Source organism: Capsulimonas corticalis (genome assembly GCF_003574315.2).
In the GTDB taxonomy this organism is placed as follows: domain Bacteria; phylum Armatimonadota; class Armatimonadia; order Armatimonadales; family Capsulimonadaceae; genus Capsulimonas; species Capsulimonas corticalis.
Map to the genome: position 1 here is coordinate 3,061,304 of NZ_AP025739.1, position 23,454 is coordinate 3,084,757.

Genomic DNA, 23,454 nt, shown 5'->3' on the forward strand with positions numbered 1-23,454 from the left:
CCCGGCCTTCGGCCGACCCCTCCCGCCGACGGGAAGGGTGAGTAAGATCGCCTCTTATGGTAGCGGCCTGCGATAACACGCTCTGAAATAACCCTTCCCGTCGGCGGGAGGGGTGGCGCGAAGCGCCGGGGTGGGTTTGCAGGGGCCGCCCGAAGGCTAGGTGCGAGTTTGAGGGACCATCCCCATGATGAAACAGACAGGAATTCTCGGATGAATATCACGAAGGCTTGCGCGGCGGCGCTGGCGCTGCTGCCGTTTGCCGCCGGTTCACTGTGCCATGCGCAGATGGTGACCGGTTCGGGCATGGTCGATTACGATCAAACGCTGGGTTTGGGGGGCGGCAAGGCGGCGCGGGGGTATTCGGCGTCGCTGGTGGAGAGCAGCATTCCCGGCAATGTGATGTGGCCGGGCGAGCAGCCGAAGTTTACGTTTCAGGTTGTCAATACCACCGGGCAGGCGATCGATGCGCGGGGCAGGGTCGAGGTGATCGGCTATGGGACGCGCGGCCGGCCGGGCGATGTGTGGACGCCGACGATGTTCAAGATCGCCGACGCGGCGTCGGTTCCGGTCTCCGTGCATATTGCGCCGAATGGATTCATGGACCTTGTTGTCGCGCCGAAGATTCCCGCGCGGTTTGGCGGCTACGCGCTGGTGCTGGATCTGGGGCCGATGGGGCGGCAGTTTTTGACGAGCTGCGTCCGCACCTTCAAGGCGGATCCGCGCAAGGTGCAGTACCCGCACTTCTGTCTGGACGATCTCCCGCTACCGGTGCTGACGCGATTGGGAACGCATGCGATCCGCTGGGGCGTCGGCTATAAGCCGACGACGGACAAAGATTTCGAGAGCTGGTACGCAGAGCGCGGCAAGGAGCTGAAGGCGTATCACGACGCCGGCGTCACCGTGCTTTTTATGGCGGGCGGCGGCGAGTTCTATGGCGATATGCAGCCGCTTGGCCGTCCGCGCCCGTGGCTTGACGATCAGGGGGTGATGCAGGACACCAAGTTCGACCTGGCCTGGAAGCCGAGCTACGATCCGGATTTCCAGAAGTTCTGCAATCGGTTCGCCCGCGACTACGGCTGGCCCAAAGGTCCTGTGACGGCGTTTTCCCTCTGGAACGAACCCTGGGAAGGGATCTCCATCTCAGGATGGGGGGCGGATGTGCTGCGCTACCGGGAGATTTACACCCACATGTTCCAGGGCGTCGCCGCCGCGCGCCAAAGCGACGGCGTGCAGGTGCTGGTCGGCGGCGGCGATTCTTCGTCGAACGCCATGGATAAGTTTTTCACGGATGGCAAGAACACGTTTGACCCGATGTTCGATTTTCTTTCGATCCACTATCAGGGGTTGTCGCCGACCTCCAACCTCAAGCACTGGATCGATCACAAAGGATATAACGGGCGAGTCAAGATCTGGGACACCGAAAGCTGGGTCGCCAATGTGGACGACCGCGTCGCCGCCGTCGTCGCCGGAGACCGGGCGGCGGGGTACGACCGCGCCATGGGAGTGTACGGCGGGAATATCGTCGAGACGAAATCCACCAATCGGCGTCTGGCCGACGGCGGCGTCAAACCCGTCACGACGGTCAGCGCCTGGTCCACGGCCGCCGCGGTCGGCGCGGCGACGCACTTTATCGGCGAGCGCACCTACCGAACGCTGCTGTTCCACAATGGCCTGCCCTGGGTGATGGTCTTCGACGGCGTGAATGGGAATGCCGAAGACGGGACCGTGGTGGTGGTCGGGGATCTCGGCGAGGAGTTCGGTGAGGACAACCTGCCGCCGCAATTCGCCGGCGCGCGCGGCTACGCCGAGCTGCGCCGCAAGGCCGCGTTGAAAAAGCAACTGGCCGCGCTGTCCGCCGATGCGTCGCCCGCGACTCGTCTCGCTCTGCAAACGCAGCTCGACACGCGGGACACGCTGACCGGCGCCCAGATGACTCTGCCCGACGGCGGCGGCAAGTACGGCCTTTACGACTTCTACGGCAACCCGGTCCCGTCGAAGGACGGCAGGATCGTGATCCCGCTCGATGGGCGCGGCTACTTCCTCCGCTCGGGTGGCGCGCGCGGCGGCTTCGCGAGTCTGGTGAGCGCATTGCAAACGGCGCGTCTCGATGGAATGGAGCCGATCGCCGTGGTCGCCCACGACATGACCGCGCCTGTCGAGAGCCATCCCGCCGTGCGTTTGTCCATGACCAACGTGCTGAACCGTCCGGTTGCGGGGCGTCTGTCCGTGACGCTCGGAGGCTTGAATGTCGCGTTCCCGAAGACGCTTCGCTTCGGGCCGAATCAGACGCTGACCGTGCCGGTGAAGGTCGGCGGCGGCGCGCCGAATCCCGCGAACGCCTACCCGATGTCCGTAACGTTTGACGCCGGCAAGGACGGCGTCTCCACGCATCAGGAAGTCATGCGCGTCAATTTTATTCCCCGAAAGACGATTGCGGTGGACGGCGATCTGACGGATTGGAGCGGCGTTTTGCCGCAGACGATCGCGGCCAGCGGCGCGAGCACGCCGACGATGATGGAGCAGGCGTGGCTGCCGTTCAAAGCCTTCAATTCCGGCGCCAAGAACGGCCTGGCGAACGCGTATCTGGCGTACGATGCGAAGTACTTCTACTTCGCCGCCAAGATCGCCGACAGCACGCCCGATCCCGGGATGGTGCGGTTCGCCAAACGCGACGACGACGCGTATTTCTATCCCGCGACGTCTTACGCCAAGAACACTTCCAGTGGCTCGATCTTCTCGGCGCGGTGGACGGGGCAGATACAGCCGAAGTACTCTGAGACGTATACGTTTTCCACTGTCTCCGACGACGGCGTTCGTCTTTGGATCGACGGCAAGCCGGTAGTCGACAATTGGACTGACCACGGCCCGACCGAGGACGCCGGAACAGTGACATTGGAAGCCGGCCGCAAGTACGATATCAAGATGGAGTACTTCAACAGCGGGGGAGGCGGAACGGCGCAGCTCTTCTGGCGCAGTAATTCAGAGCCGCGCCAGATCGTCCCTTCGGACTGTTTGTTCGACGCCGGCGGCCATGCGGGCGGACTCACGGCGCAATACTCCATGGGAACGGCCCTTGCGGACGTGAAGGCCGCAAGGGTCGATCCCGTTATCAACTTTACGTGGGCGGACAAAGAGTATCCAGATCCGGTCTTTACGAGTTCGCCGATGCAGACGCTGACCTGGCCGGATGGGATTCGCCGGTATTCATATCGCAAAGATCCCGATCTGCCCGCTGGTAATGCGCCAAACCACGACAATGTCCAGATCGCGTTCAATGTCCTCGATCCCGATCAAAAACGATATAACCCGACAGTTCCCGGCGCGATGCCCGGCTTTGTCAGCTATGACGACACGGACTACGAGTACGCCCTGAATCCCGTTGCCGAGCAATATGGCGGCGGCGTGGAGATCTGGCGACTGCAAGTCCCAGGGATGCCGCGCAAGCATTTCTATCCCCGTCAGCCCGCCTCGCCATTCGACGGCCCGGTCACGGACGGCAAGTTAGTGATCAAGCGCGACGGCGACACCCGCATCGTGGAGTGCGCGATCCCCTGGACTGAGATGCCGCTGGTGAAAAAGCGCATCGACGCCGGACAAACCATCAAGTTCAGCTATCGAGTCAACGACAACACCGATGGCCCCACGATGGAGCTGTCCAAACACCGCAGCGTCGCCAAGCGCAATGGATCCTTCCATGAAGACTGGGTGGAGCACTGGTCGAACGAACTGGAGTTTGGCGCCGGGAAATAACGGCGCCAGGATCTCGGTCCCTCTCTGGTCTTATGGAACGCCATCGGATAGCGTTATGAACAAATCGCGTTTTGTGATGATGGGAGCGGGCTTTTGGGCGCGGTATCAGCTGGCGGGCTGGGGGGAGATCGAAGGTGCGGCGTGTGTCGCCATTTGTGATCGGTCCCGGGAGAAAGCCGGCGCGTTGGCGCGGGAGTTTGGCGCGCCAAAAGTCTACGAAGACGCCGAGACGGCGCTGCTTCGGGAACGCCCGGACTTTGTGGATATCGTGGCCGGCCCCGAGGCGCACGAGGCGCTCGTTCTGCTCGCGGCCGAGCATCGGATTCCGGCGATCTGCCAGAAGCCGCTGGGGCCGACGGTTGAGGCTGCCGAACGTATGGCGGAGGCGTGCCGCGCGGCGGGCGTTCCGCTGTATGTGCACGAGAATTGGCGCTGGCAGGAGCCAATCCGTATTGTCCGCGCGATTCTAGAGGAGGGAGCGATCGGCGAAATATTTCGTGCCCGCATCGACTTCATCACCGGATTTCCCGTGTTTGACAACCAGCCGTTTCTCAAAGAGCTCGATCAGTTCCTTCTGACGGATATCGGAACGCATATTCTCGATACGGCGCGGTTTCTGTTTGGCGAGGCGAAGAGTGTTTACTGCCGGACGCGGCGGGTGCATTCGGATATTCGGGGCGAGGATGTCGCGACCGTCATGATGGAGATGCAGAGCGGCGTAGTCGTCACCTGCAACATGGCCTATTCGGGAAATCCGCACGAACACGATCGGTTTCCCGAGACATATCTGTTCCTCGAAGGCGTGGAAGGCGCGCTTGAGCTGGCGCCCGATTACTGGGTGCGGACCACGACGCGGCAGGGGACATGGGCGCGGCGCTCCCCTCCTGCGCGCTACTCATGGGCGGATCCCGCCTACGATCTGGTTCAGGCGAGCATCGTTCCCTGCAGCCGGAACCTGTTCGTAGCGCTGAACGGCGGGGCGCCGGCGGAGACATCCGCCGAGGATAATTTGCGGACGCTGCGATTGGTGCGCGCCGCCTACGAATCGGCCGCGAGCGGCCAGGTCATCACGCAAGGCCTTTGAATGTCTTGGTCACTGATGTTACGCACGCCGTGCCCGGCGATTGAAATCGCTGCTAGAAGTGCACGATGTCCACCTCCGTGGACTCCAGATCAGGACCGTTTTCGATCACGTTTCTTGAGTGCCCTGAGGGGCGCATCGTGCACTTCTAGCTGCGGTTTTAACCGCCAGGCACGGAGATTGCGTAACATGAGATAGTAAATCTGGAGCCGCGCGTCCGGCCTCTGATGTCTTCACAATTTCGCTTGTGATTTCCGTGAGAAGACAAATGATGGATGCGATCAATGAAGGACATAGCCGCGCAAGCGCCGCCGGCCTTAATATCATTCGTTATGGCCGCCCCGGGCCTTTGCCGGAGCGCCTGGAGCTGGCCGCCGGTCCGCTGACGGCGGTTTTCGCCGCCGGCGACCTGTGGAATATCCGGCTTGGAGGATGCGAAATCGCCTCGCGGATCTATCTGGCGGCGCGTGACCGGGACTGGGGCGTCGTTCCCGTGGAAATCAGCAACCTGGAAACGGCGATCCGTCGCGACGGCTTCGCCATTTCCTATGATGCGCGCAGCCGCCGGGGCGAGATCGATTTTTCCTGGAGGGCGCGGATACTCGGCGCGGCCGGCGGTTCGCTGGTGTTTGAGTTCGACGGGGAAGCGCTGTCCGGCTTTTGGAATAACCGGATCGGCCTGTGCGTCCACCATACCGCCGCCGAGTGCGCGGGAACGCCTTGCCAAATCGAGGACGCCGCCGGCTGGAGCGTTGCCGGGGGATTCCCCGTTCTGGTCGCGCCGCACCAGCCGTTCCAGAATCTGCAAAGCCTCCAATATGTCACGCGAGAGGGATGCGCGGTGCGGCTGCGTTTTCGCGGCGATATCTTTGAAACCGAGGATCAGCGCAACTGGACGGACGCCTCCTACAAGACCTATTCGACGCCGCTATCGGCTCCCTATCCCCGATGGATCGAGAAAGAGGCGCGCGTCCGGCAGTCCGTGACGATCGCGGCGCAGGGAGACCATTCGGCCCTCCGGGAGTCCCAGGCCGCCGCTGAGGTTCCCGTGATCCCACCGACGGCGGTGTTCGTCCACGCCCCGCCGAAGATCGGCCTCGGGGCCGCGAGCCATGGCGGAACTTTGAGCGTCCGTGAGCTGGAGCGCCTTCGGGCGCTCTGTCTGGGCCACTTGCGCTTCGATCTGCATTGGGGCGATGGCGATTGGCGAGAGACGTTGGAGCGCGCCGTACGAGAATCCCATGCGCTCGGGGTCGGACTGGAGATCGCAGTCTTTTTGCCGGCGGCCTCCGAACGCGCGCTGGACGAACTGACGCTCGCCGTTCAGTGTCTGCGCCCGAATGTGGTCCGATGGATCGTTTTTGAAGACGGCCGTTTCGTCGCGTCCGATACCGTAGTCCAGCGCTTGGGCGAGGCGATGCGCCCGTGGACGCCGGACGCGGCGGTGGGCGGCGGCTCCGACGCCAATTTCGCGGAGCTGAACCGCAATCGGCCGGATGCGCGCTCCTGGGATTTTGTCTCGTTCGCGGCCAATCCCCAGGTGCACGCCTTCGACAACGAATCGGTGATGGAGACCTGTACGGTTCTTCCGGATCTTCGGAAAACCGTGCAAAACTTTGCGCCCGGCGTTCCGGCGGTGATCTCTCCGGCGACGCTGAAGCCTCGTTTTAACGCCGTCGCAACCTCGGGAGCATCGGAGCGAACGGAGGACGAGCTTCCGGAGAATGTCGATCCGCGCCAGATGTCGCTCTTCGCGGCGGCGTGGACGGCGGCGTTTTTCGCGAGCGCCTGCGCGGCGCAGATCGAAAGCGTGACTTTGTTTGAAACGACAGGATGGCGCGGCGTGATGGAAATCGAGGCGGGCGTTTTGATTCCAGAGCATTTCCCCTCGATCCCGGGGGCCCTTTTCCCGGTCTATCACGTGCTTCAGGCGCTGGGGGAATACGCCGGCGCGGACGCGCTCGCCGCCGCTCTGCCCGTTCCCCGGGGCCTTGCCGCATTGCGGCTTCGGCGCGGGGCGTCCGAGCGGCTGCTGATCGCCAATCTCACCGCCGAGGTTCGGCAGGCGCGGATTGCGGGCGCCGAGAACGCCGAGGCGTGGCTTCTCGATGAGACGACGGCCAGGGACGATCGGTCTCCGGCGCCGTATCGCGAGACGCTGGCGCGGGATGGGCGAGTGACGTTGCGCCGCTACGCTGTCGCCTGGATCGATTGCAATGACAGAGAAGCCGGCAGTGCGCTTTAAGATCAATGGACTCTAAGATGGGAGAGAAACGGAAATGACAACGATCGCCCTGGTGGGCGCCGGCGGGAAGATGGGACGCCGCTTGACCAACAATCTGCGGCATACGGAATACGCCATGCGTTATGTCGAGATCGGCGAAGCGGGCGTTGCGGAGCTTGCCCGAATCGGCGTCGCGCCCATGCCGGAGGAAGAAGCGCTCGCGGGGGCCGATGTCGTGATCCTGGCGGTTCCGGATCGCGCGCTCGGAAAGATCGCCCGCGCATTGGTTCCGAAGCTGGCGGCCGGAACTCTGGTGATGCTGCTCGATCCGGCGGCGGCCGCCGCCGGCGAACTGCCGATCCGCGAGGATATCGCCTATTTCGTCACCCATCCCTGCCACCCGCCGGTCTTCAACGACGAGACCGGCGAGGCGCGCCGTGATTTCTTCGGCGGCGTTCTGGCGAAACAAGCGATCGTCTGCGCGCTGATGCAGGGGACGGAAGCAGACTACGCGCGGGCCGAAACAATCGCCATCGCCATGTACGGCCCCGTCACGCGGTCGCACCGAATCACCGTGGAGCAGATGGCGATTCTGGAGCCGACAATGGCGGAGACCATCACGGCGGCGTGCATCACGATCATTCGCGAGACCATGGATGAGGCAATCCGCCGGGGCGTGCCGCCGGACGCGGCGCGCGACTTCATGCTGGGGCATATCAATATCCCGCTGGCGATCGTCTTCGGCGAGGTCGGCTCGCCATTCTCGGACGGCGCGAAGCTGATCATCGAATACGGAAAAGAGCGGATCTTCCAGCCGGATTGGAAGCGGCTGTTTGAGCCGGAATCCGTTCAGGAGCAGGTCCAGGTCATTGTGCGGGGGGTGAGCGGCGCTTGAGACTAGGGATCGGTTCCTACACCTACGCGTGGGCGATCGGAGTTCCGGGACATATGCCCGAGCGGCCGCTTTCGGCGCTCGGACTGCTGGAGCGCGCTCGTGCGCTGGGCGTTGGAGTTGTTCAATACTGCGACAATCTGCCGCTTCTGGAGCTGGACGCCGCCGAACTCGAGGAGCTGATCGCGCGCGCCGGAGAGTACGGGGTGGAGATTGAACTGGGCGCACGGGGGCTCTCCGGCGACAATGTTCTGGGACATCTCGCCCTTGCCCGGCGTTTGAAGGCGAAGTTCGTCCGGTTTGTCGTGGACAAGGACGGCGATGAGCCGTCGCCCGAGGAGGCGCTCGCCCGAATCCAGCAGTTTCTGCCGGAGTTCATCGAGGCGGGTGTGCTGTTCGCGATTGAGAATCACGACCGCTTTCCCGCTTCCGTCCTGCAATGGATGATTGAAGCCCTGGGCGACCGGCACAGCGGGATCTGCCTGGACACCGTGAACTCGATGGGCGCGCTGGAGACACCCAGAGATGTTGTCCCATCGCTGGCGCCGTATACGGTCAACCTGCATGTGAAGGATTTTCGGATCGGCCGCATCCCCGGCATGATGGGGTTTGAAGTGACAGGCTGCGCGGCGGGGCAGGGGATGCTCGATATCCCCTGGGTGCTGGACCATCTGCGCGGCGCCGGGCGCGATGTCAACGCCATCCTGGAACTCTGGACGCCGGCGGCGGGGAGCCTGGAGGCGACGATCGCTCAGGAGCATCGCTGGGCGGAATCCAGCGTCGCCTACATGAGAACGTTGATTCCGGATTGAAGGGCGCTGTGAGGGCGCAATGTGAAGGTGACTGCGGATGAAAGCGGCGATCATGGATGCGCCCGGCGCAATGCGCGTCGGCGAATGGGAAACGCCTCGGGCGGGGCCGGGCGAAATGGTCGTCGCGGTTGAAGCGGCGGGCGCTGGCGTTAATCGAAGTGATCTGGAGCCTCGGCGCGAATGTCGTGGCGGTCCGGCCGATGTCCGGGCAAATGGAGACGGCGAGGGCGCTCCAGTCGTGATCGCGGCGACCGGGAGCACGCGCGCCATGGAGCAGACCATCGACCTTGTCGCGCCAGGTGGGAGGATCGTCATCGTCGGCCTGGTCAAGCATGGGCTCGCCGTCTCGCTGCCGGGATTGGACCTGACGCGCAAGGAAGCGACGATTCTGGGATCGCGCGCCTCGGCGAACTGTTTTCCTGAGGCGCTGCGCCTGCTGGAGATGGGAGAAATCACTTACGCGCGCATGGCGACGGCGTTTGGCCTCTGGGAAGCGCCGCGCGTCTTTGAAAGGTTCGTCGCCCAGCCGGGCGCGGTCCATAAAGCGATTTTGACACGCGAGACGCCGCCGTCCGCGAATCACGGAGAGGCATCATGCTAAAAGTCAGCGATAACCGAAGATTTCTCGTTCATGGCGATGGCCGCCCGTTCTTTTATTTGGCCGACACCGCCTGGGAGATTTTGTATCGGCTGGACCGCGAGGAAGCCGAGTTCTATCTTCAGGACCGGGCGGCGAAGAAGTTCACGGTCATTCAGATGGTGGGGCTCGTTGAGTATGGATTCGCCAAGCCTAATCGCTATGGACAGATCGCTTTGATCGACAGCGATCCGTTGCGGCCGAACGAAGAGTATTTCGCGCACGCCGATTGGCTGATCGCCTGCGCGAATGCATTGGGATTGACCGTCGCCTTGCTGCCGACCTGGGGCGACAAGTGGAACAAGGCGTGGGGCGCCGGTCCCGAGATCTTTACCCCGGCCAATGCCCGCGCTTACGGAGAGTGGCTGGGACGCCGTTATCGAAACGCGAATCTGATCTGGGTGCTGGGGGGCGACCGCCATATTCTCAGCGACGAGCACAAAGAGATGATCCGGGCAATGGCCGAAGGGCTGTCCGAAGGCGACGGCGGCGCGCATCTTCGTACGTTTCACCCTCCCGGCGGCCACTCGTCGGCCCAATGGATGCACGACGAGCCCTGGCTCGACTTCAACATGTGGCAGACGGGGCATGATCGCAATCGCGATACATATCACGCCATCGAATCGGACTACGCCCGCACGCCCGTCAGACCCTGCCTGGACGGCGAGCCGGGCTACGAAGACCATCCGGCGTCCTTCAATCCCGCCAACGGTTATCTGGACGATTACGATGTCCGTAAGTCCGCCTACGGCGCGGTCTTCGCCGGCGCCTGCGGGCATACCTACGGCTGTCATGACATCTGGCAGTTCTTAAATCCCGCCTGGGCGCCGCCGGTGACGTACGCGCATACGCCCTGGCGTGAGGCCATCCATTTTCCTGGATCGGGGCAGGTGGGAATTCTGCGTTCGCTGATCGAATCCCGTCCGTATCTGACGCGCATTCCCGCGCAGCCATTGCTTGCAAGCGACACATCGATCGGAACCGACCATATCCAGGCGACGCAAGATTCGCACGGGCGATATGCGCTGATCTACAGCGCTTCCGGTCGTCCGTTCCGTGTCCATCTGGATCGTCTCTCAGGAGAGAAGAAGACGATGCACTGGTTCGACCCGCGCACCGGCGCCGCGCGCTTCGGCGGCGATGTTCCGCGTCAAAATGTGAAGGAGTTCACGCCGCCGTCCTCGGGGCCGGGAAACGACTGGGTGCTCGTGCTCGACGACGCAAGCTGTGCTTTTCCGTCTCCGGGCTCTTCGGTCTATTCCGGGGCTTAAGTGAAAGATGTTCGACGATGACAGCCAATACGCGGGCGCGGCTCAGGACGCTCAAAAATGAAACGCTGGCTGGAATCACGGTCAGTTTCGCCATGGCGCCCGAAGTGGTGGCCTTCGCGTTCGTGGCGGGCGTCAATCCGATTGTGGGGCTTTATGCGGCCTTCACGGCGGGATTGGTGACGGCGCTGATCGGCGGCCGGCCGGGCATGATCACCGGCGGCGCCGGGTCGCTCGCCGTGGTGTCCACGGCGCTGGTGGCAACGTACGGCGCGCCGTATCTCTTCGCGGCCGTCGTGGTGATGGGCGGGATCCAAGCCCTGATCGGCGTCTTTCGCTGGGGGCGCTTTATCCGCCTGGTTCCTCACCCCGTCATGCTTGGGTTTGTCAACGGATTGGCGATTGTGATCTTTCTCGCGCAGCTTCGTCAGTTTCGCGGTCTGAGCGGGGCGGGGCTGGCGATGATGGTCGGGCTGACCGTCCTGACGCTTGTGATTACGGCGCTGCTGCCGCGTCTCACCAAGGCGGTCCCGTCATCGCTGGCGGCGATCTTGTTCGTGACGGCGTTTGTGCACGGATTGGGACTGCGCACGCGCACGGTGAGCGACCTGGCGTCGGTGCATGGGGCGTTTCCGCATTGGAGCCTGCCGGCCGTGCCGCTCACGGCGGCGACGCTGTGGCTCGTGTTGCCGTACGCCATGGTGCTGGCGGGCGTGGGGCTGACGGAATCATTGCTGACGCAGACGCTGGTGGACGAGATGACCGGGACCCGGACATCGCACGACCGGGAATGCGTCGGCCAGGGATTGGGCAATATCGTTACGGGCTTCTGCGGCGGCATGGGCGGCTGCGCCATGATCGCGCAGAGCATTCTGAACATCGAATCCGGTGGCCGGGGCCGATTGTCCGGGGTGGTGGAGGCCTGCTGCATTCTCGCGTTTGTCGTCGCGGCGTCGGGATTGATCGGCCTCGTTCCGATGGCGGCCCTGGTCGGCGTGATGTTTCTTGTTGTCTACAAGACATTCGCCTGGTCCAGCCTGCGCATCCTGCATCGTATTCCGCGCGGCGACGCCGCCGTGCTGGTGCTCGTGTCGGTGGTAACCGTGCTGGCGAATCTGGCGACGGCGGTATTAATCGGTGTGGTCGTCTCGGCGCTGAAGTTCGCCTGGGAGACGGGAACGCGTCTCACCGCTCGCAAGTTTGAAGAAAACGGCAGTCGGGTGTATGAGCTCCATGGCCCGGTCTTCTTCGGCTCGGCGCGTGTATTTGGCGAGTTGTTCGATCCGACGAGCGATCCCGTCCATACTGTCGCGGACTTTCAATTTTCGCGCCTTCACGACCACTCGGCGCTTGAGGCCGTTCGCGTGCTGGCGGGGCGGTATCAGGCCGTCGGGAAAACGCTTTCCGTACGCCATCTGAGCGCCGATTGCCGGCGCATGCTGGACAACGCGGGCGCGGCGTTCGATAAGAGCCTAATACGCGGCTAGAAAAGGAAATGAAACCATGTCTTTCGATCGTGTGACACTGACTGGTACGGATCTCGTCGTTTCTTCGATTTGTCTCGGAACGGGCGGCTTTGGAACCACCGTTCCGCGCGACGAAGCATTCGGAATGCTGGATGACTTCCTCGCGCTGGGCGGCAGCTTCATCGACACCGCGCATAACTACGGCGACTGGATTCCCGAAATTCCGCGCAGCGCTAGCGAGCGGATCATCGGCGATTGGATGCGGGATCGCGGCGTGCGCGGCGAGATCGTTCTCGCCACCAAGGGGGCGCACTGGAAGCTGGACGCGCCGCAAGTCCCTCGGCTTTCCCGCCAGGATATTCAAGACGATCTGGACGGCAGTCTGGAGGCGCTCCAGACGGACCGGATCGATCTGTACTGGCTGCACCGCGACGACCCGGAGCGCCCCGTGCTCGATATTCTCCAAACGCTGAACGATCAAACAGATGCGGGGAAGATCCGTTATTTTGGGGCGTCGAACTGGAAGCCCGCGCGGATCGCCGCCGCGCAGGACGCGGCGCACGCCGAGGGGATGCGGCCCTTCTCGGCTAACCAACTGCTTTGGAACGCTGCGCCGCTGGCGGGCCCGCCGTACGGCGATCCGACGACGGCGTGGATGGATGAGGAGGCGTACGCCTATCATCGCCGAACAGGCTTGAACGTGATTCCCTACCAGTCGCAGGCCTACGGGCTATTTCAGCGCATGTGGGAAGGGACGCTGGATCAGATGAATCCGGGCTTTCGCGGATTCTACAAAGCCGAGGAAAGCGCCGCGCGCTATGAGCGTATGTGCGTGGTCATGGAGGAAACCGGACTGAGCATCACCCAGGTCACGCTTGCTTATCTCACATCCCAGCCGTTCACGACTGTTCCCATCGTCGGCTGCCGCACGCGCGAGCAGCTCGCCGACTGCATGACGGCCCTTGCCGTCCGCATCACGCCCGCGCAGGTACGGTATATCGAAAAGGGCGAGCGCGCTTAATCTTACTTCTGTCGTTCCCATTCTGAAAGGTCAAACCATGAACACGATCAAAATCAGCAGCGCGGAGCTGCAAAGCGGGACCATCACTCCCGAACATCTGGCTGTCGCCGTGGAGGCGCTCAGCACGGACGGATATATTGTGCTGGAGGATGTCGTCGATCTGGACCACGTCGCCGTATTGCGGGAAAAGATGACCCAGGATGTCGAAGCGAGCCTGAGACGTCCCGACGCCGCGTTCAACTTCAACCGGGGCAATATCCAGCAGAACCCGCCGCCGTACGCTCCCTATCTGTTCCGCGATGTTCTGGTGAATGATATCGCGATCGCCGTCACGCACGCCATTCTGGGCAATGGTCTCAAAAACGGCATGTATAGCGGCAACACGGCGATCAAGGCCGACGGCAAGCGGCAGCCGGTCCACGCCGATATCGGCCAGCTCTGGCCGAACGTGCATGCGACACCCGCGTTCGCCTTCGTCGTCAACGTCCCGGTGGTGGATATGACGCCCGAAAACGGCTCCACGGAGATCTGGCCAGGGACGCATCTCGACAACACCGTCGCGATTCAGGATGAAGATATCAAAGTCTCCCTGGACGTGCTGGAGGACCGTCGCCGGATCGTTCCGCCGTTTCAGCCGAGCGTGAAGGCCGGAAGCATCGTCATCCGCGATATCCGCATGTGGCACGCGGGGATGCCCAACCTGACCGATCAACCGCGCCCGATGATCGCGATGATCCACTATGTGTCCTGGTTCCCAGCGCCGGAGATCGAGTTCGCGGACGGTTCGCAGGCGATCTTGGAGCACCCGATCCTGAAGACGTCCGCCAAGTTTGTCCAGGACAAGATCAACTATATCGAGCAAACGGAAGCGTACGAGTTCCAGGCGGAAAAGTAACCGCGCAAACGCCCTGACTGATCTTGGCCCTTGACAGAGCCTTTTCTGCGTGCTAGTATATCCCACGTAGTATGTAGGGCTGGGCCAAGATCAACCAATGAGCACAACGCAAAAAGATATCGCCGCGAAATTGAAGCTGTCCCAGAGTCTGGTCGGTAAGATTCTGAACGGCAGCCCCAATGTATGGGCGTCCGAGGAAACACGGCAGCGCATTCTGGTGACGGCGCGGGATATGGGATATCAGCCGCACGCGGCCGCGCGGGCGCTGCGTTCGGGCAAGACGCGCATTATCGGCTATCTGACGCTCCAGCCTCCGGGGATCGATCCGCGCACCGAAGACGGCGGGGAAGTCAAGGCGCTCGCCAGCAGCATGGCCGAGATCGGCTACGGACTGCTCGTCAATGTCCTGCCAAGCCAGCATCAGCTTCTGACCAGCCTGCGCCAGATGGCCGCGTCGCGGTCGTGTGACGCCTTTGTGCTCTGGGGCGCGGAAGCGGATATTCTGGAGCAGGGAGACCTGCTCGAAAAACTGGAGGCTCCGTTCTTCGTCAAGGGGCACTATCCCGCCCATCCCACATGGCGTCAGATCGATTACGATCATCACCACATGATGGCGCAGGTCGTCGCGCATTTCGTCTCGCTCGGCCATCGCCGGATCGCCTACGTCGGCTTTGAGGGCAAAGAGGAGCATCTGCGCCGCCTTCTTGATGGCTACATGGAAAGCATGCAGGCGAACGGGCTTCCGACGCGCGAGGCCCTGATCGTCGCCGAAGTCAGCGATATCGACCTTATTGCGGCGCATATGGAGCGCTGGCTGGATCTTCCCGAGGACGAGCAGCCGACCGCGATCGCAGTCGGCGCCGGCAACGCCGCCTGGGAAGGAATCGAAACCGCCCTGGCCCGGCGCGGGCGCTTCATCGGGGATCGCCCCGGCGACATCGCCGTCGCCGGCGAAACGCACTGGCCCTTCCGCCTGATGTTCGGGCGCGCCATGGGCTACACCCAGGTAGAACTCGCGGATCTGATCCGCGCCATGGCCTCCGAATTGATCTTCCCCGTCCTGCGCGGCGAATCGGTCGAACCAGTCGTGCGCATTCGCCCCACGCTCCAACCGCTCGACACCCTGGACCTGCGCAACTATAGTGTGGTCATGGTCGAAGGCGCTCCCGAGCGGCGATAAAAATTTCCTATTGACAGAATGCGCAGTGAATGTTAATATATACTACGTCCGATATACTACGTAATACATCGGCGTGTACGCATTTCATCCGTCGCTATTTTGGAGAAATTTCGGTTAGGAGAATACCATGAAGAACTATCGAGCCATCGCCGGATCCCATCGTTCCGCATTCACTCTTATCGAGCTGCTAGTTGTGATCGCCATCATAGCGATTCTCGCCGCAATCCTTTTCCCCGTCTTCGCCAAGGCCCGCGAAAAGGCCCGGCAGACGAGCTGCGCTTCCAATATGAAGCAGCTGGGACTCGCGGTGATGCAATATGTCCAGGACTCCGATGAAACCTATCCGAGCGCCTGGGGATCCGACGTCTGCACGCAGACCTGGCGCCAGATGGTTTACAACTATGTGAAGAGCGCCGACGTTTATCGCTGTCCTTCGAACCCGGCTGGTAAGGACGCCGCCTGGGACCCGGCGGCGGGCAACGGCTGCACGGCGCGCGTCTACCCGCAAATCTGGCAGTCCTATTCGGCGAATTCCAACAGCGTGAACGGTCTGAACCAGAATGCGCCATTCGCCAACGGCAACTCGCCCATCGCCCTGGCGACGATTCAGGCGCCCGCCCAGGTCATTCTGCTGACAGAGGCGCTGGCTCCGTATCCCGACGCCAGCATCAATAATACCGGCGTCCAGCTGTTCGCCGGCCATACACAGCAGACGAACCTGCTGTTTTGCGACGGCCATGTCAAATCCATGCGCCTGTCGCAAACGATCAATGAGACCGACGGCGGAGGTTCGCGAACCAACCTCTGGTCGATCGACAACACGCCGCTGAGCGGAGGCAACTTCTCAAACGCACAGACCGTCATCAACAACGCGTACGGCGTGAAATAGACGTTGCGAGATCACGGCCGGACCGCCACGGCCGTGATCGAAGTTTTGTGTTTATTTGAAATTATTGCTTATCAGTTCACTCGCGATCCAATGGAGGCACACGATGAATGACAATCGGATGGCGGTTTTAGTCGCCTTGGCGCTGGCGGTTGTGGCGGCCGCGCCGCCGGCGCGGGCCCAGCTAACTTACACGGAGTCGTGGGCAGGAAATAGTTTTGGCGGCGACAACGATCATATTCAAGGTCAGGTGAAGGATTTTTGGGTCGCCTCGAATGGTTACTGTTACACGAACAGCGATTGGGACGAGTGGGGCAGGGCGGCCGCCGTCTACAACAGCAGCCTGAACTCCGTTGGACCGGCGGCGTACGGCTCCGGCAACAATTACTATCGCGATCCCAGCGGCAACAGCACGGACATCAACGGCTACGCCGTGACCGGCGATGGAACCTACATCTATCTGGGCGTGGGGGGCAGCGGCTTACAGCGCAATAATCCCAACGGATCGTATGGGGGCTGGAACGGTCTGAGCGGCGATAAGATCGTGGGGCTTGCGGCGAGCGGCGGCGTGCTGGCGGCTGCGGATGTGACCAACAATCAGGTCCACATCTTCACGACGTCGAATATGACCGAGACGCATACCTGGAGCGTCGCCACTCCTGGAAAGCTGCGGCTCGATTCCAGCGGCAATCTCTGGGTCATCACTGGCGGGGTCGTCAAGAAGTACAATCAGAGCGGCTCGGCGCTTGGTCCCGTGATCACGCTGCCCAGCAGCGGCGTTCCCGTGAACCTCGCGTTCGACAACAGCGGCCGGCTGCTGGTCTGCGACAACGGACCCAATCAAAATGTCAAGATCTACACCAACCTCAGCAACACCAGCCCGACGCTGAGCGCCATTTACGGAGTCTCCGGCGGCGTTTACGGCGGCTCGACCGCCGGAAGCCTCGACGACGGTAATGGATCGCTCAAGCTGCATCAGCTTTCCGGGGTCGGCGTGGATTCCAGCGGCAATATCTATGTCAGCATGGGCGCGGACAATGGCCGGTGGTATACCGAGCTGGTCAAGTTCAACACCAGCCAGCAGGTTTTGGCCCGGAAGTTCGCGCTGTTCAGCAACAACGCGCACGCCGATCCGGCTTCGGATGGGACCAACGTCTACACCAACATGAGCCGGTACGCCATGAACTACGCCAATACAGGCGCCGGAAGTCAGTGGTCGATGAAGGCTTACACGCAAAACCCGTTTCTCTATCCGGACGATCCGCGGCTGCACATGGGCTGCGAGGCGGCCTGGGTCGTGAATAACGGCGGGCACAAGCTTCTCTACACCAGCGGCATGAAGGGCGGCGGCGTGGCGGTGTTCCGGTTCAACGGCGAGATCGCCGTGCCGTGCGCGCTTTTCCTGGAGAACACCACCCTGGGCTCCTGGCCCACCAACGATCCGTATCAGGGACAGAGCGGGATGCTCGTGTGGACGGATTCCAACGGCGACGGCCAGTTCAATTCGAACGAGTTCAGCCTGTACACCGACGTCAATCCCTATACGGGCGCCTTTGAGGTGGACGAAAACGGCGGCGTCTGGCAGGCCGTGCGGCCCAACGACGGGCACAACGCCATCGTGTACTACAAGGTCACCTTGATCGGCTCCAATGGACTGCCGGCCTTCAGTCGTAATCTGTACGACCGGCCGTCGATGTTCAGCGAATCGCTGCACGAGCGCTATGTCCCGTCCACGGATACGCTGTATGTGAGCGGCTTTACCTCTTATCCGGGGTACGACCCGTCGAAAGATCTCGGCAATGTGGTCGGCAAGTTCGTGGGCTGGGTCAACGGCGGAAACCACGGCTCCGGCGCGACGCCCGCCGTTACGTTCAATCTGCCGTTCAACAACACAGGGAACAGCAGCGGCACAATTCCCGGCGCGTTCGACGTCTGTGGGCCGTACCTATTTACGGACGATGTTTACCACGCCAATATCAACGTCTTCGACAACTCCAGCGGATCTCAACTGGGCCAGTTCGTCCCAACGCGGTTCACCGAGACGGCGGGCGGGCCGCTGCTGGGCGATCCTTCGGGATGGCTGGATATGATCAACGCGATCCGGGTCACCAAGCGAGCCAACGGGGATTATCTGGTGTTCGCGGAGGAAAATAAGGACGCGAAGGTCGATTTCTATACCTGGAACCCTGGCGCGCCAATCGGTAAAACGATCACTCTGAAAGCCGTCAACGGCTACTACGTCTCAGGCGACCTGAACGACGCCAGCTCGGTCCTCGACGCCAAATATCAAACCTCGAACGTCGGCGTTTGGGAGAAGTTTTCGGTGGTGGACGCGGGCGGCGGCTTTATCGCGCTCAAATCCAGCAACGGCTACTACGTTTCCTGCGACATGAGCAACGGCGGAATTCTCGACGCCAAGTATCAGACCTCGACCATCGGCGAGTGGGAGAAGTTCACCTGGCAGAACCTTGGCGGCGGCAACATCGCCCTCAAAGCGAACGCCAACGGCTACTATGTCTCCTGCGATCTGAACAACAACTCGGTGCTGACGGCCAAATATCAAATGACGACGCCCGGAACCTGGGAGACATTTGCCGAATCGACCCTCGGCAATTAGAAAGATCGTTCACTCACTCAAAGCACAGTCATGACTTACTTCGGCCTGCCGGCGATGTCTCATCGCCGGCGGACCGCTTTTTGCGTTTTCGCCATCGCCCAATATTCACCATGTCACATCTCAGATTTCATAAAATTGCGCTCACTTTGCCTTTTGCCGCGATCCTTGCCGTCGGCGTCCTGGCGGCGGAGGCCCCCGCTCAGGCGGACGATGTTCCGGGGACATATTCCGTCTCCTGGATCGGCAATACGTATGGCCGTGGCGGCCGGCCATCCGATCCCGGCCGTTACTGGATGCAGGATTACATCACGCAGATGGTCGTTCAGCCCGACGGAGCCTGCGTTACGACAAGCCCGTGGGACGAAGGCGGACGCGATCACGGGATCTACAAAGACGGCTTGGTGGTGGGCAATGAGGACCGCAAGATCGACAATCAATCGATCGCGGCCGGCGGGCATCGCTGGACGATCGCCGGTGGCCGGGTCACATCGGACGACGGGCGCATGATTGCTGACGCCGGGACGCCCTCCGCGCTGGGCGTCGCCGCCGACGGCAAGCTGCTGGTGGCGGATAACGGATGGCGGCGGCAGATCCGCTTTTACGATGTCGCGGGCGCGCCGCGCTTGACCGGCGTCTTCGGCGTGCGGGGCGGGATCGGCGCGTCTTATACGGCGCCGTACGCGCTGCCCGCCGCGATGAACGCGCCGGCGTACCCCGCCGGGACATATGGACCGGGCGTTGCGCATCCCTTCAAGCTTCAGGATCTCACCGGGGTGGGCGAGGACAGCGCGGGCCGCCTCTTCATCGGCTTCAGCGGCGGCGGGACCGGCATCCGATGCTTTCAGAAGAACGCGGCGGGGCGCTGGACCCTCCATTGGCGTCTGGAAACATACTGTTTCGTCGACGCCGTCGATTTCGATCCGGCGACCGATGGCCGGGATATCTATGGCGTGCAGGAGCATTACAAGCTCGATTACGCCAAGACCGATCCTGGAAGCGAGTGGTCCCTCTTCGCCTACACCGCCGACACGGCGGTGTTTCCCCACGATCCCCGCAATATTGACGATGTCAAAGCCGGTCATGAACATGGGCTAACTTCCTGCTGGTATCGCACCGTGAAGGGACATCGGCTGCTGTTTACCGAGGGGATGACCTGCCAGATGGTCAACATCTTTCGTTTTGAAAAGCATGGCGAGCGGGCCATTCCCTCGGGGCTGATCATGAAGACCGATCACACGATGTACGGCCCGTCCGGCGGCCGGGACGGGTACTTCTGGCCCCCCAATCGACCCAAGCCCGCCAGCACAACATCGATCTGGCGCGACGCCAATGGCGATGGAGAGTATCAGGCGGACGAGTTTCAAACGACGGAGATCCCCGACAACCCTGGCGTCTGGCCCGACAGCGGCGGCAATCTCTGGCTCGCCGGCAATCCGCTGACCGTCCGGAATCTCTCTGGATTCGATTCCGCCGGCAATCCCATCTACCGAGATATCGACGCGCAAACATTCGCGCTGACGGGGATCGATACGGTCGGCCATGTTCAGTATCAAGAAGATCGCGACCGAATGATCCTGGTGACGGCTGGGTATCGCGAACTGGCCGGAGGCAAACTGTACATCGTGGATCGCTGGAAAGAGGGCAACCGCAAAGCGCGTTATGTCTGTCCGCTCGCCTGCCCGCATCCCGCCGCCTTCACCGTCGCCGGCGACTATCTCTTCGACGGCGGCTGGGAAACGCGCGCCCGCGTGTATGTCACCGACCTAAGGACCGGCAAGCCCGCTGGGACGATGGACGTTCCCGACACGCTGGGCGGCGACGGGCATACCGGTAATGTGGATATCGGGTACGGCCTGCGCGCCTACAAACGCGCCAACGACGAGTATCTCGTCTCCATCGAGGACGATTATATGTCCAAAGTCGTGCTCTACCGCTGGCGGCCGGGTGCGGCGTCGCCGGGTTCCTCAAATAATGACGATAAATGATGATTGACGAACGTGTCCATATCACACTGCGGCAAATCAAGACCGCTCACTACGAAAGCCTCTGCATTGAAGACCAAACCCTGCCCTTCTGGGTTATCAGCCATGTCCGACAAGGGTGCGTGGAAACGCGCACAGGCGGCGAGAGACGGACGGCGCCGGCGGGAACGGTGATGATCCATCCGCCGCATGTGTCGTTCTGCGAGATTGCCGAAGGGCCAGGGATGCACGAGTTTCTGTTTCTGGACGCGGCCATGGGCGAGGGAGTGGACCTGCTGCGGCGGCGCCCTGTCGCCCTCACCGTGCCTTTGACCGATCCAAGGGCCTGGTCAGAGACGTTTGCGCGATTGCAGCAGGCTGAACGCGCGCGCTCCCTGGCCGCCGTCGGATACGCCGTGCTGCTTCTGAGCGCGATTATCGACGATTGGCGCGCCGCCGGGGCGCCTCCGCGGCCCGCCTCCCTGGCGATGCCCGCCGATCGATTCGCGGATCTGGTCCAGTACATGCGTGAGCATCTGAGCGAACGCATCGATCGCGATGCGCTGGCGTCGCGCATGAGCCTCCAGCCTGGATCGTTCAACCGCGCCTTCCGTCGCGCCTACGGCGTATCGCCCATGCGGATGCTGCGCAGTCTTCGCCTGGCGCACGCCCGGCGGCTGGTAGAGACAACGGATGATACGATGGAATCGATTTCCCTTCGGTGCGGCTTCGAGGATGTTTCCTATTTTAGCCGCGCCTTTCGATCCTGCTACGGCTTGCCGCCGGGCCGCTATCGCCAAGAGATGGGGGAAGGCCCCAAAAGTGCATGGGAAGGTTACTCTCGTTCATTGTGCGCGCCCGAGCCTCCCGATACAATAGGAGTGTGACGAAATCGGCGAATGAAGGAAGGGAGTCATCGAGATGTTATTAGAGACAGCGGCAGAGGTTCTGACCGAGGAGCAAATCGCTCATTTTTATCGGGAAGGGTACGTGGTCGTTCCCGGTTTGGCTCCGGAAGATGCGATTGACCGCGTGCTGGCGAACGCACCCGAACCATCTCGGGAAGGCGGCGGCTGGGCCGCGCAGAGTTTCGACCACAAACATCCCGAGCAGGGCGCCGGCATTCACGCGCTGCTGGCCGAGCCGCGCATTGTCTCCGCCGCGCGGGATATCTTCGGGAACGAACCGCGCGTTCTTTACGGCATGCTGGCGATCGTGCCCGCGCACGGCGGAACTGGCTTGCCCTGGCATCAGGATAACCAGTACATGCAGGTGCTGGGCGGCGCGCTCAATCTTTTCATCGCTCTGTGCGACATCACTCCGGATAAGGCGATCCTGTGGGTGGCGCCGCGCAGCCATTGGCTCGGCGTGCAGCCCTCGAAACTCACCGAGCAGGCGAATACCCAGGGACACCGGGAAGCCGCCGTGGAGCCCGAAAACGGCATGCCGCTGCCGGCCATGCGAAAAGGCGATGTCTGCATTTTCGATCGCAATACCTACCACCGCTCGCTGAAGAACGAGACGGGCGAGCCCCGCTACGCCTACGCCGCCCAGTATCAATCCGAGAACGCCCGCAACGCCGAAACGGGATCCATCGACACGGAGGAAGTCGGGCCGCGCATGCTGGCGCGAGATCTGCGGAAGCTCTGGCTTCGCCACGACCCTCTCTCCTAACGCCCCGAAACATCCACCCGCGAGCTTCCCGCCGATCAACGACGGGAAGCCGGCAGGGGGATAGGGTGTTCGTAGGACGGGTTTTCCGCCTGCTGGCGAAGAATCGCGCCGATCTCTCGCCAGGTCGCGGCGATTCCCATCGGACTTGGCGGGAGATCGTGTTCGATCAGCGCATGCAGTTTGCCCAGGTGGTAGCAGGGAACGCCGACATACATGTGGTGCTCTGTGTGGTAATTCATGCGCCAGTACAAGAACCGCACGATGGGGTTGGGCAAAAACGTCCGGCAGCAGGCTCGGAAATCCGAAGTATTGTCCCGCAGCCCGACGTGCTGGGTGTTGTTGCACAGGAAGAAAAGCCAGCCGCCGTAAAACGGAGCGAACGTGACGAGTATCGGAATCATCCAGAGCTTCAGGCAGAGCGCGACGCATATCAAAGCGGCGTGTCCGGCCAGCAGGATCCAAGCCCACTCCGACGCCCACCGCCGCTTCTCGGGCCGAGACTCGGGAAATAGCGTCAGTTCCCACTCTCCTTCAAACCGGCCGCGTGCGATTCGGACGGTAAATCGCAGGACATGGAGCAGCGCGTCGATATTCACGATCGCCGAACGCAGAAAATCTTTGAGCGTAATTTTGATCGGCGCGACGACTTCCAGATCGTCCGGTGGATGCAGGGTCGAACGGTGATGCCGAACGTGGCTGGTTTCGAACATGCGGTGATTGATCCACCCCAAGAATGCGTAAAGATGCGTGAAAAATATGTTGAGGCGTTTCGACCGAAAGACCGTTCCATGCCCAAGCTCATGCACGGCGTTGATCTGAAACGCGAAACACGTGCCATGGAGAAACACAGCCATCAGCGTCGCCCACCACGGCCAGTGCGCGGCCGAATAGAAAGCCGTCGATCCAGTGACGACCAGCACCGCTAAGTATCCAAGCGTCTGCGCGCAGCCTTGCGCGTCGCTGCGGGCGTAGAGCTTTTTCAGAGCGGCGGGATCGACCGGAGTCCGATACCAGTCGATCGCGGCGGCCCTCTTTGCGGGCTCCGTTTGTGGGTGTTGCATCATTTCCTCTTCGTTCTCTTGGGCGTGTC

Annotated in this window: 17 protein-coding genes; 16 read left to right on the top strand and 1 reads right to left on the bottom strand. The window is 62.1% G+C overall.

Going from position 1 to position 23,454, the window contains the following annotated elements; all coding sequences use genetic code 11:
* Positions 1-210 precede the first annotated feature (210 nt).
* From D5261_RS12935 to D5261_RS13010, 16 genes are all read left to right on the top strand, one after another.
* A complete protein-coding gene (locus tag D5261_RS12935) occupies positions 211-3,750 on the top strand; it encodes a PA14 domain-containing protein (RefSeq protein ID WP_119321437.1) in 3,540 nt (1,179 codons plus the stop codon).
* A 55-nt stretch (positions 3,751-3,805) separates the two neighbouring features.
* The gene (locus D5261_RS12940) at positions 3,806-4,834 is read left to right on the top strand and encodes a Gfo/Idh/MocA family protein (RefSeq protein ID WP_119321520.1); all 1,029 of its coding nucleotides are present in this window, start codon (positions 3,806-3,808) and stop codon (positions 4,832-4,834) included.
* A gap of 265 nt (positions 4,835-5,099) precedes the next feature.
* Positions 5,100-7,076, top strand: coding sequence for a D-apionate lactonase family protein (locus D5261_RS12945; RefSeq protein WP_119321438.1), 1,977 nt, complete (start codon positions 5,100-5,102; stop codon positions 7,074-7,076).
* A gap of 34 nt (positions 7,077-7,110) precedes the next feature.
* The gene (locus D5261_RS12950; protein WP_119321439.1) at positions 7,111-7,950 is read left to right on the top strand and encodes a phosphogluconate dehydrogenase C-terminal domain-containing protein; all 840 of its coding nucleotides are present in this window, start codon (positions 7,111-7,113) and stop codon (positions 7,948-7,950) included.
* A complete protein-coding gene (locus tag D5261_RS12955; RefSeq protein ID WP_125205969.1) occupies positions 7,947-8,759 on the top strand; it encodes a sugar phosphate isomerase/epimerase family protein in 813 nt (270 codons plus the stop codon). Before D5261_RS12950 ends, D5261_RS12955 begins: the two co-directional genes overlap by 4 nt.
* Before the next feature lie 37 nt (positions 8,760-8,796).
* The gene (locus tag D5261_RS12960) at positions 8,797-9,360 is read left to right on the top strand and encodes a zinc-binding dehydrogenase (protein WP_218025581.1); all 564 of its coding nucleotides are present in this window, start codon (positions 8,797-8,799) and stop codon (positions 9,358-9,360) included.
* A complete protein-coding gene (locus D5261_RS12965) occupies positions 9,354-10,667 on the top strand; it encodes a glycoside hydrolase family 140 protein (RefSeq protein ID WP_119321441.1) in 1,314 nt (437 codons plus the stop codon). Before D5261_RS12960 ends, D5261_RS12965 begins: the two co-directional genes overlap by 7 nt.
* 17 nt (positions 10,668-10,684) lie before the next feature.
* Positions 10,685-12,151, top strand: a complete 1,467-nt coding sequence (locus D5261_RS12970; RefSeq protein ID WP_119321442.1) for a SulP family inorganic anion transporter — start codon at positions 10,685-10,687, stop codon at positions 12,149-12,151.
* Positions 12,152-12,167: 16 nt separating this feature from the next.
* Positions 12,168-13,151 (top strand): aldo/keto reductase, encoded by a 984-nt coding sequence (locus D5261_RS12975; RefSeq protein ID WP_119321443.1) that lies wholly within the window; start codon positions 12,168-12,170, stop codon positions 13,149-13,151.
* Positions 13,152-13,188: 37 nt separating this feature from the next.
* Positions 13,189-14,046, top strand: a complete 858-nt coding sequence (locus tag D5261_RS12980; protein WP_119321444.1) for a phytanoyl-CoA dioxygenase family protein — start codon at positions 13,189-13,191, stop codon at positions 14,044-14,046.
* Positions 14,047-14,143: 97 nt separating this feature from the next.
* The gene (locus D5261_RS12985) at positions 14,144-15,226 is read left to right on the top strand and encodes a LacI family DNA-binding transcriptional regulator (RefSeq protein WP_119321445.1); all 1,083 of its coding nucleotides are present in this window, start codon (positions 14,144-14,146) and stop codon (positions 15,224-15,226) included.
* Between the two features lie 127 nt (positions 15,227-15,353).
* Positions 15,354-16,115: a type II secretion system protein gene (locus D5261_RS12990; RefSeq protein WP_165864198.1), complete on the top strand. Its 762-nt coding sequence runs from the start codon at positions 15,354-15,356 to the stop codon at positions 16,113-16,115.
* Between the two features lie 103 nt (positions 16,116-16,218).
* Complete coding sequence (locus D5261_RS12995) at positions 16,219-18,729, top strand: hypothetical protein (protein WP_119321446.1); 2,511 nt, start codon at positions 16,219-16,221, stop codon at positions 18,727-18,729.
* 146 nt (positions 18,730-18,875) lie between these two features.
* A complete protein-coding gene (locus tag D5261_RS13000; protein ID WP_119321447.1) occupies positions 18,876-20,714 on the top strand; it encodes a hypothetical protein in 1,839 nt (612 codons plus the stop codon).
* Positions 20,711-21,577: a helix-turn-helix domain-containing protein gene (locus D5261_RS13005; RefSeq protein WP_119321448.1), complete on the top strand. Its 867-nt coding sequence runs from the start codon at positions 20,711-20,713 to the stop codon at positions 21,575-21,577. Before D5261_RS13000 ends, D5261_RS13005 begins: the two co-directional genes overlap by 4 nt.
* A 34-nt stretch (positions 21,578-21,611) precedes the next feature.
* The gene (locus D5261_RS13010; protein WP_119321449.1) at positions 21,612-22,364 is read left to right on the top strand and encodes a phytanoyl-CoA dioxygenase family protein; all 753 of its coding nucleotides are present in this window, start codon (positions 21,612-21,614) and stop codon (positions 22,362-22,364) included.
* A 35-nt stretch (positions 22,365-22,399) separates the two neighbouring features.
* Here the strand turns inward: D5261_RS13010 and D5261_RS13015 are convergent, their stop codons facing one another.
* Complete coding sequence (locus D5261_RS13015; protein WP_119321450.1) at positions 22,400-23,428, bottom strand: fatty acid desaturase; 1,029 nt, start codon at positions 23,426-23,428, stop codon at positions 22,400-22,402.
* Between the last annotated feature and the right edge of the window lie 26 nt (positions 23,429-23,454).

Bases quoted from the DNA above. Each gene is read 5' to 3' on its own strand.
- D5261_RS12935 (WP_119321437.1), top strand. From the start codon at position 211: ATGAATATCACGAAGGCTTGCGCGGCGGCGCTGGCGCTGCTGCCGTTT.
- D5261_RS12940 (WP_119321520.1), top strand. From the start codon at position 3,806: ATGAACAAATCGCGTTTTGTGATGATGGGAGCGGGCTTTTGGGCGCGG.
- D5261_RS12945 (WP_119321438.1), top strand. From the start codon at position 5,100: ATGATGGATGCGATCAATGAAGGACATAGCCGCGCAAGCGCCGCCGGC.
- D5261_RS12950 (WP_119321439.1), top strand. From the start codon at position 7,111: ATGACAACGATCGCCCTGGTGGGCGCCGGCGGGAAGATGGGACGCCGC.
- D5261_RS12960 (WP_218025581.1), top strand. From the start codon at position 8,797: ATGAAAGCGGCGATCATGGATGCGCCCGGCGCAATGCGCGTCGGCGAA.
- D5261_RS12965 (WP_119321441.1), top strand. From the start codon at position 9,354: ATGCTAAAAGTCAGCGATAACCGAAGATTTCTCGTTCATGGCGATGGC.
- D5261_RS12970 (WP_119321442.1), top strand. From the start codon at position 10,685: ATGACAGCCAATACGCGGGCGCGGCTCAGGACGCTCAAAAATGAAACG.
- D5261_RS12975 (WP_119321443.1), top strand. From the start codon at position 12,168: ATGTCTTTCGATCGTGTGACACTGACTGGTACGGATCTCGTCGTTTCT.
- D5261_RS12980 (WP_119321444.1), top strand. From the start codon at position 13,189: ATGAACACGATCAAAATCAGCAGCGCGGAGCTGCAAAGCGGGACCATC.
- D5261_RS12985 (WP_119321445.1), top strand. From the start codon at position 14,144: ATGAGCACAACGCAAAAAGATATCGCCGCGAAATTGAAGCTGTCCCAG.
- D5261_RS12990 (WP_165864198.1), top strand. From the start codon at position 15,354: ATGAAGAACTATCGAGCCATCGCCGGATCCCATCGTTCCGCATTCACT.
- D5261_RS12995 (WP_119321446.1), top strand. From the start codon at position 16,219: ATGAATGACAATCGGATGGCGGTTTTAGTCGCCTTGGCGCTGGCGGTT.
- D5261_RS13005 (WP_119321448.1), top strand. From the start codon at position 20,711: ATGATGATTGACGAACGTGTCCATATCACACTGCGGCAAATCAAGACC.
- D5261_RS13010 (WP_119321449.1), top strand. From the start codon at position 21,612: ATGTTATTAGAGACAGCGGCAGAGGTTCTGACCGAGGAGCAAATCGCT.
- D5261_RS13015 (WP_119321450.1), bottom strand. From the start codon at position 23,428: ATGATGCAACACCCACAAACGGAGCCCGCAAAGAGGGCCGCCGCGATC.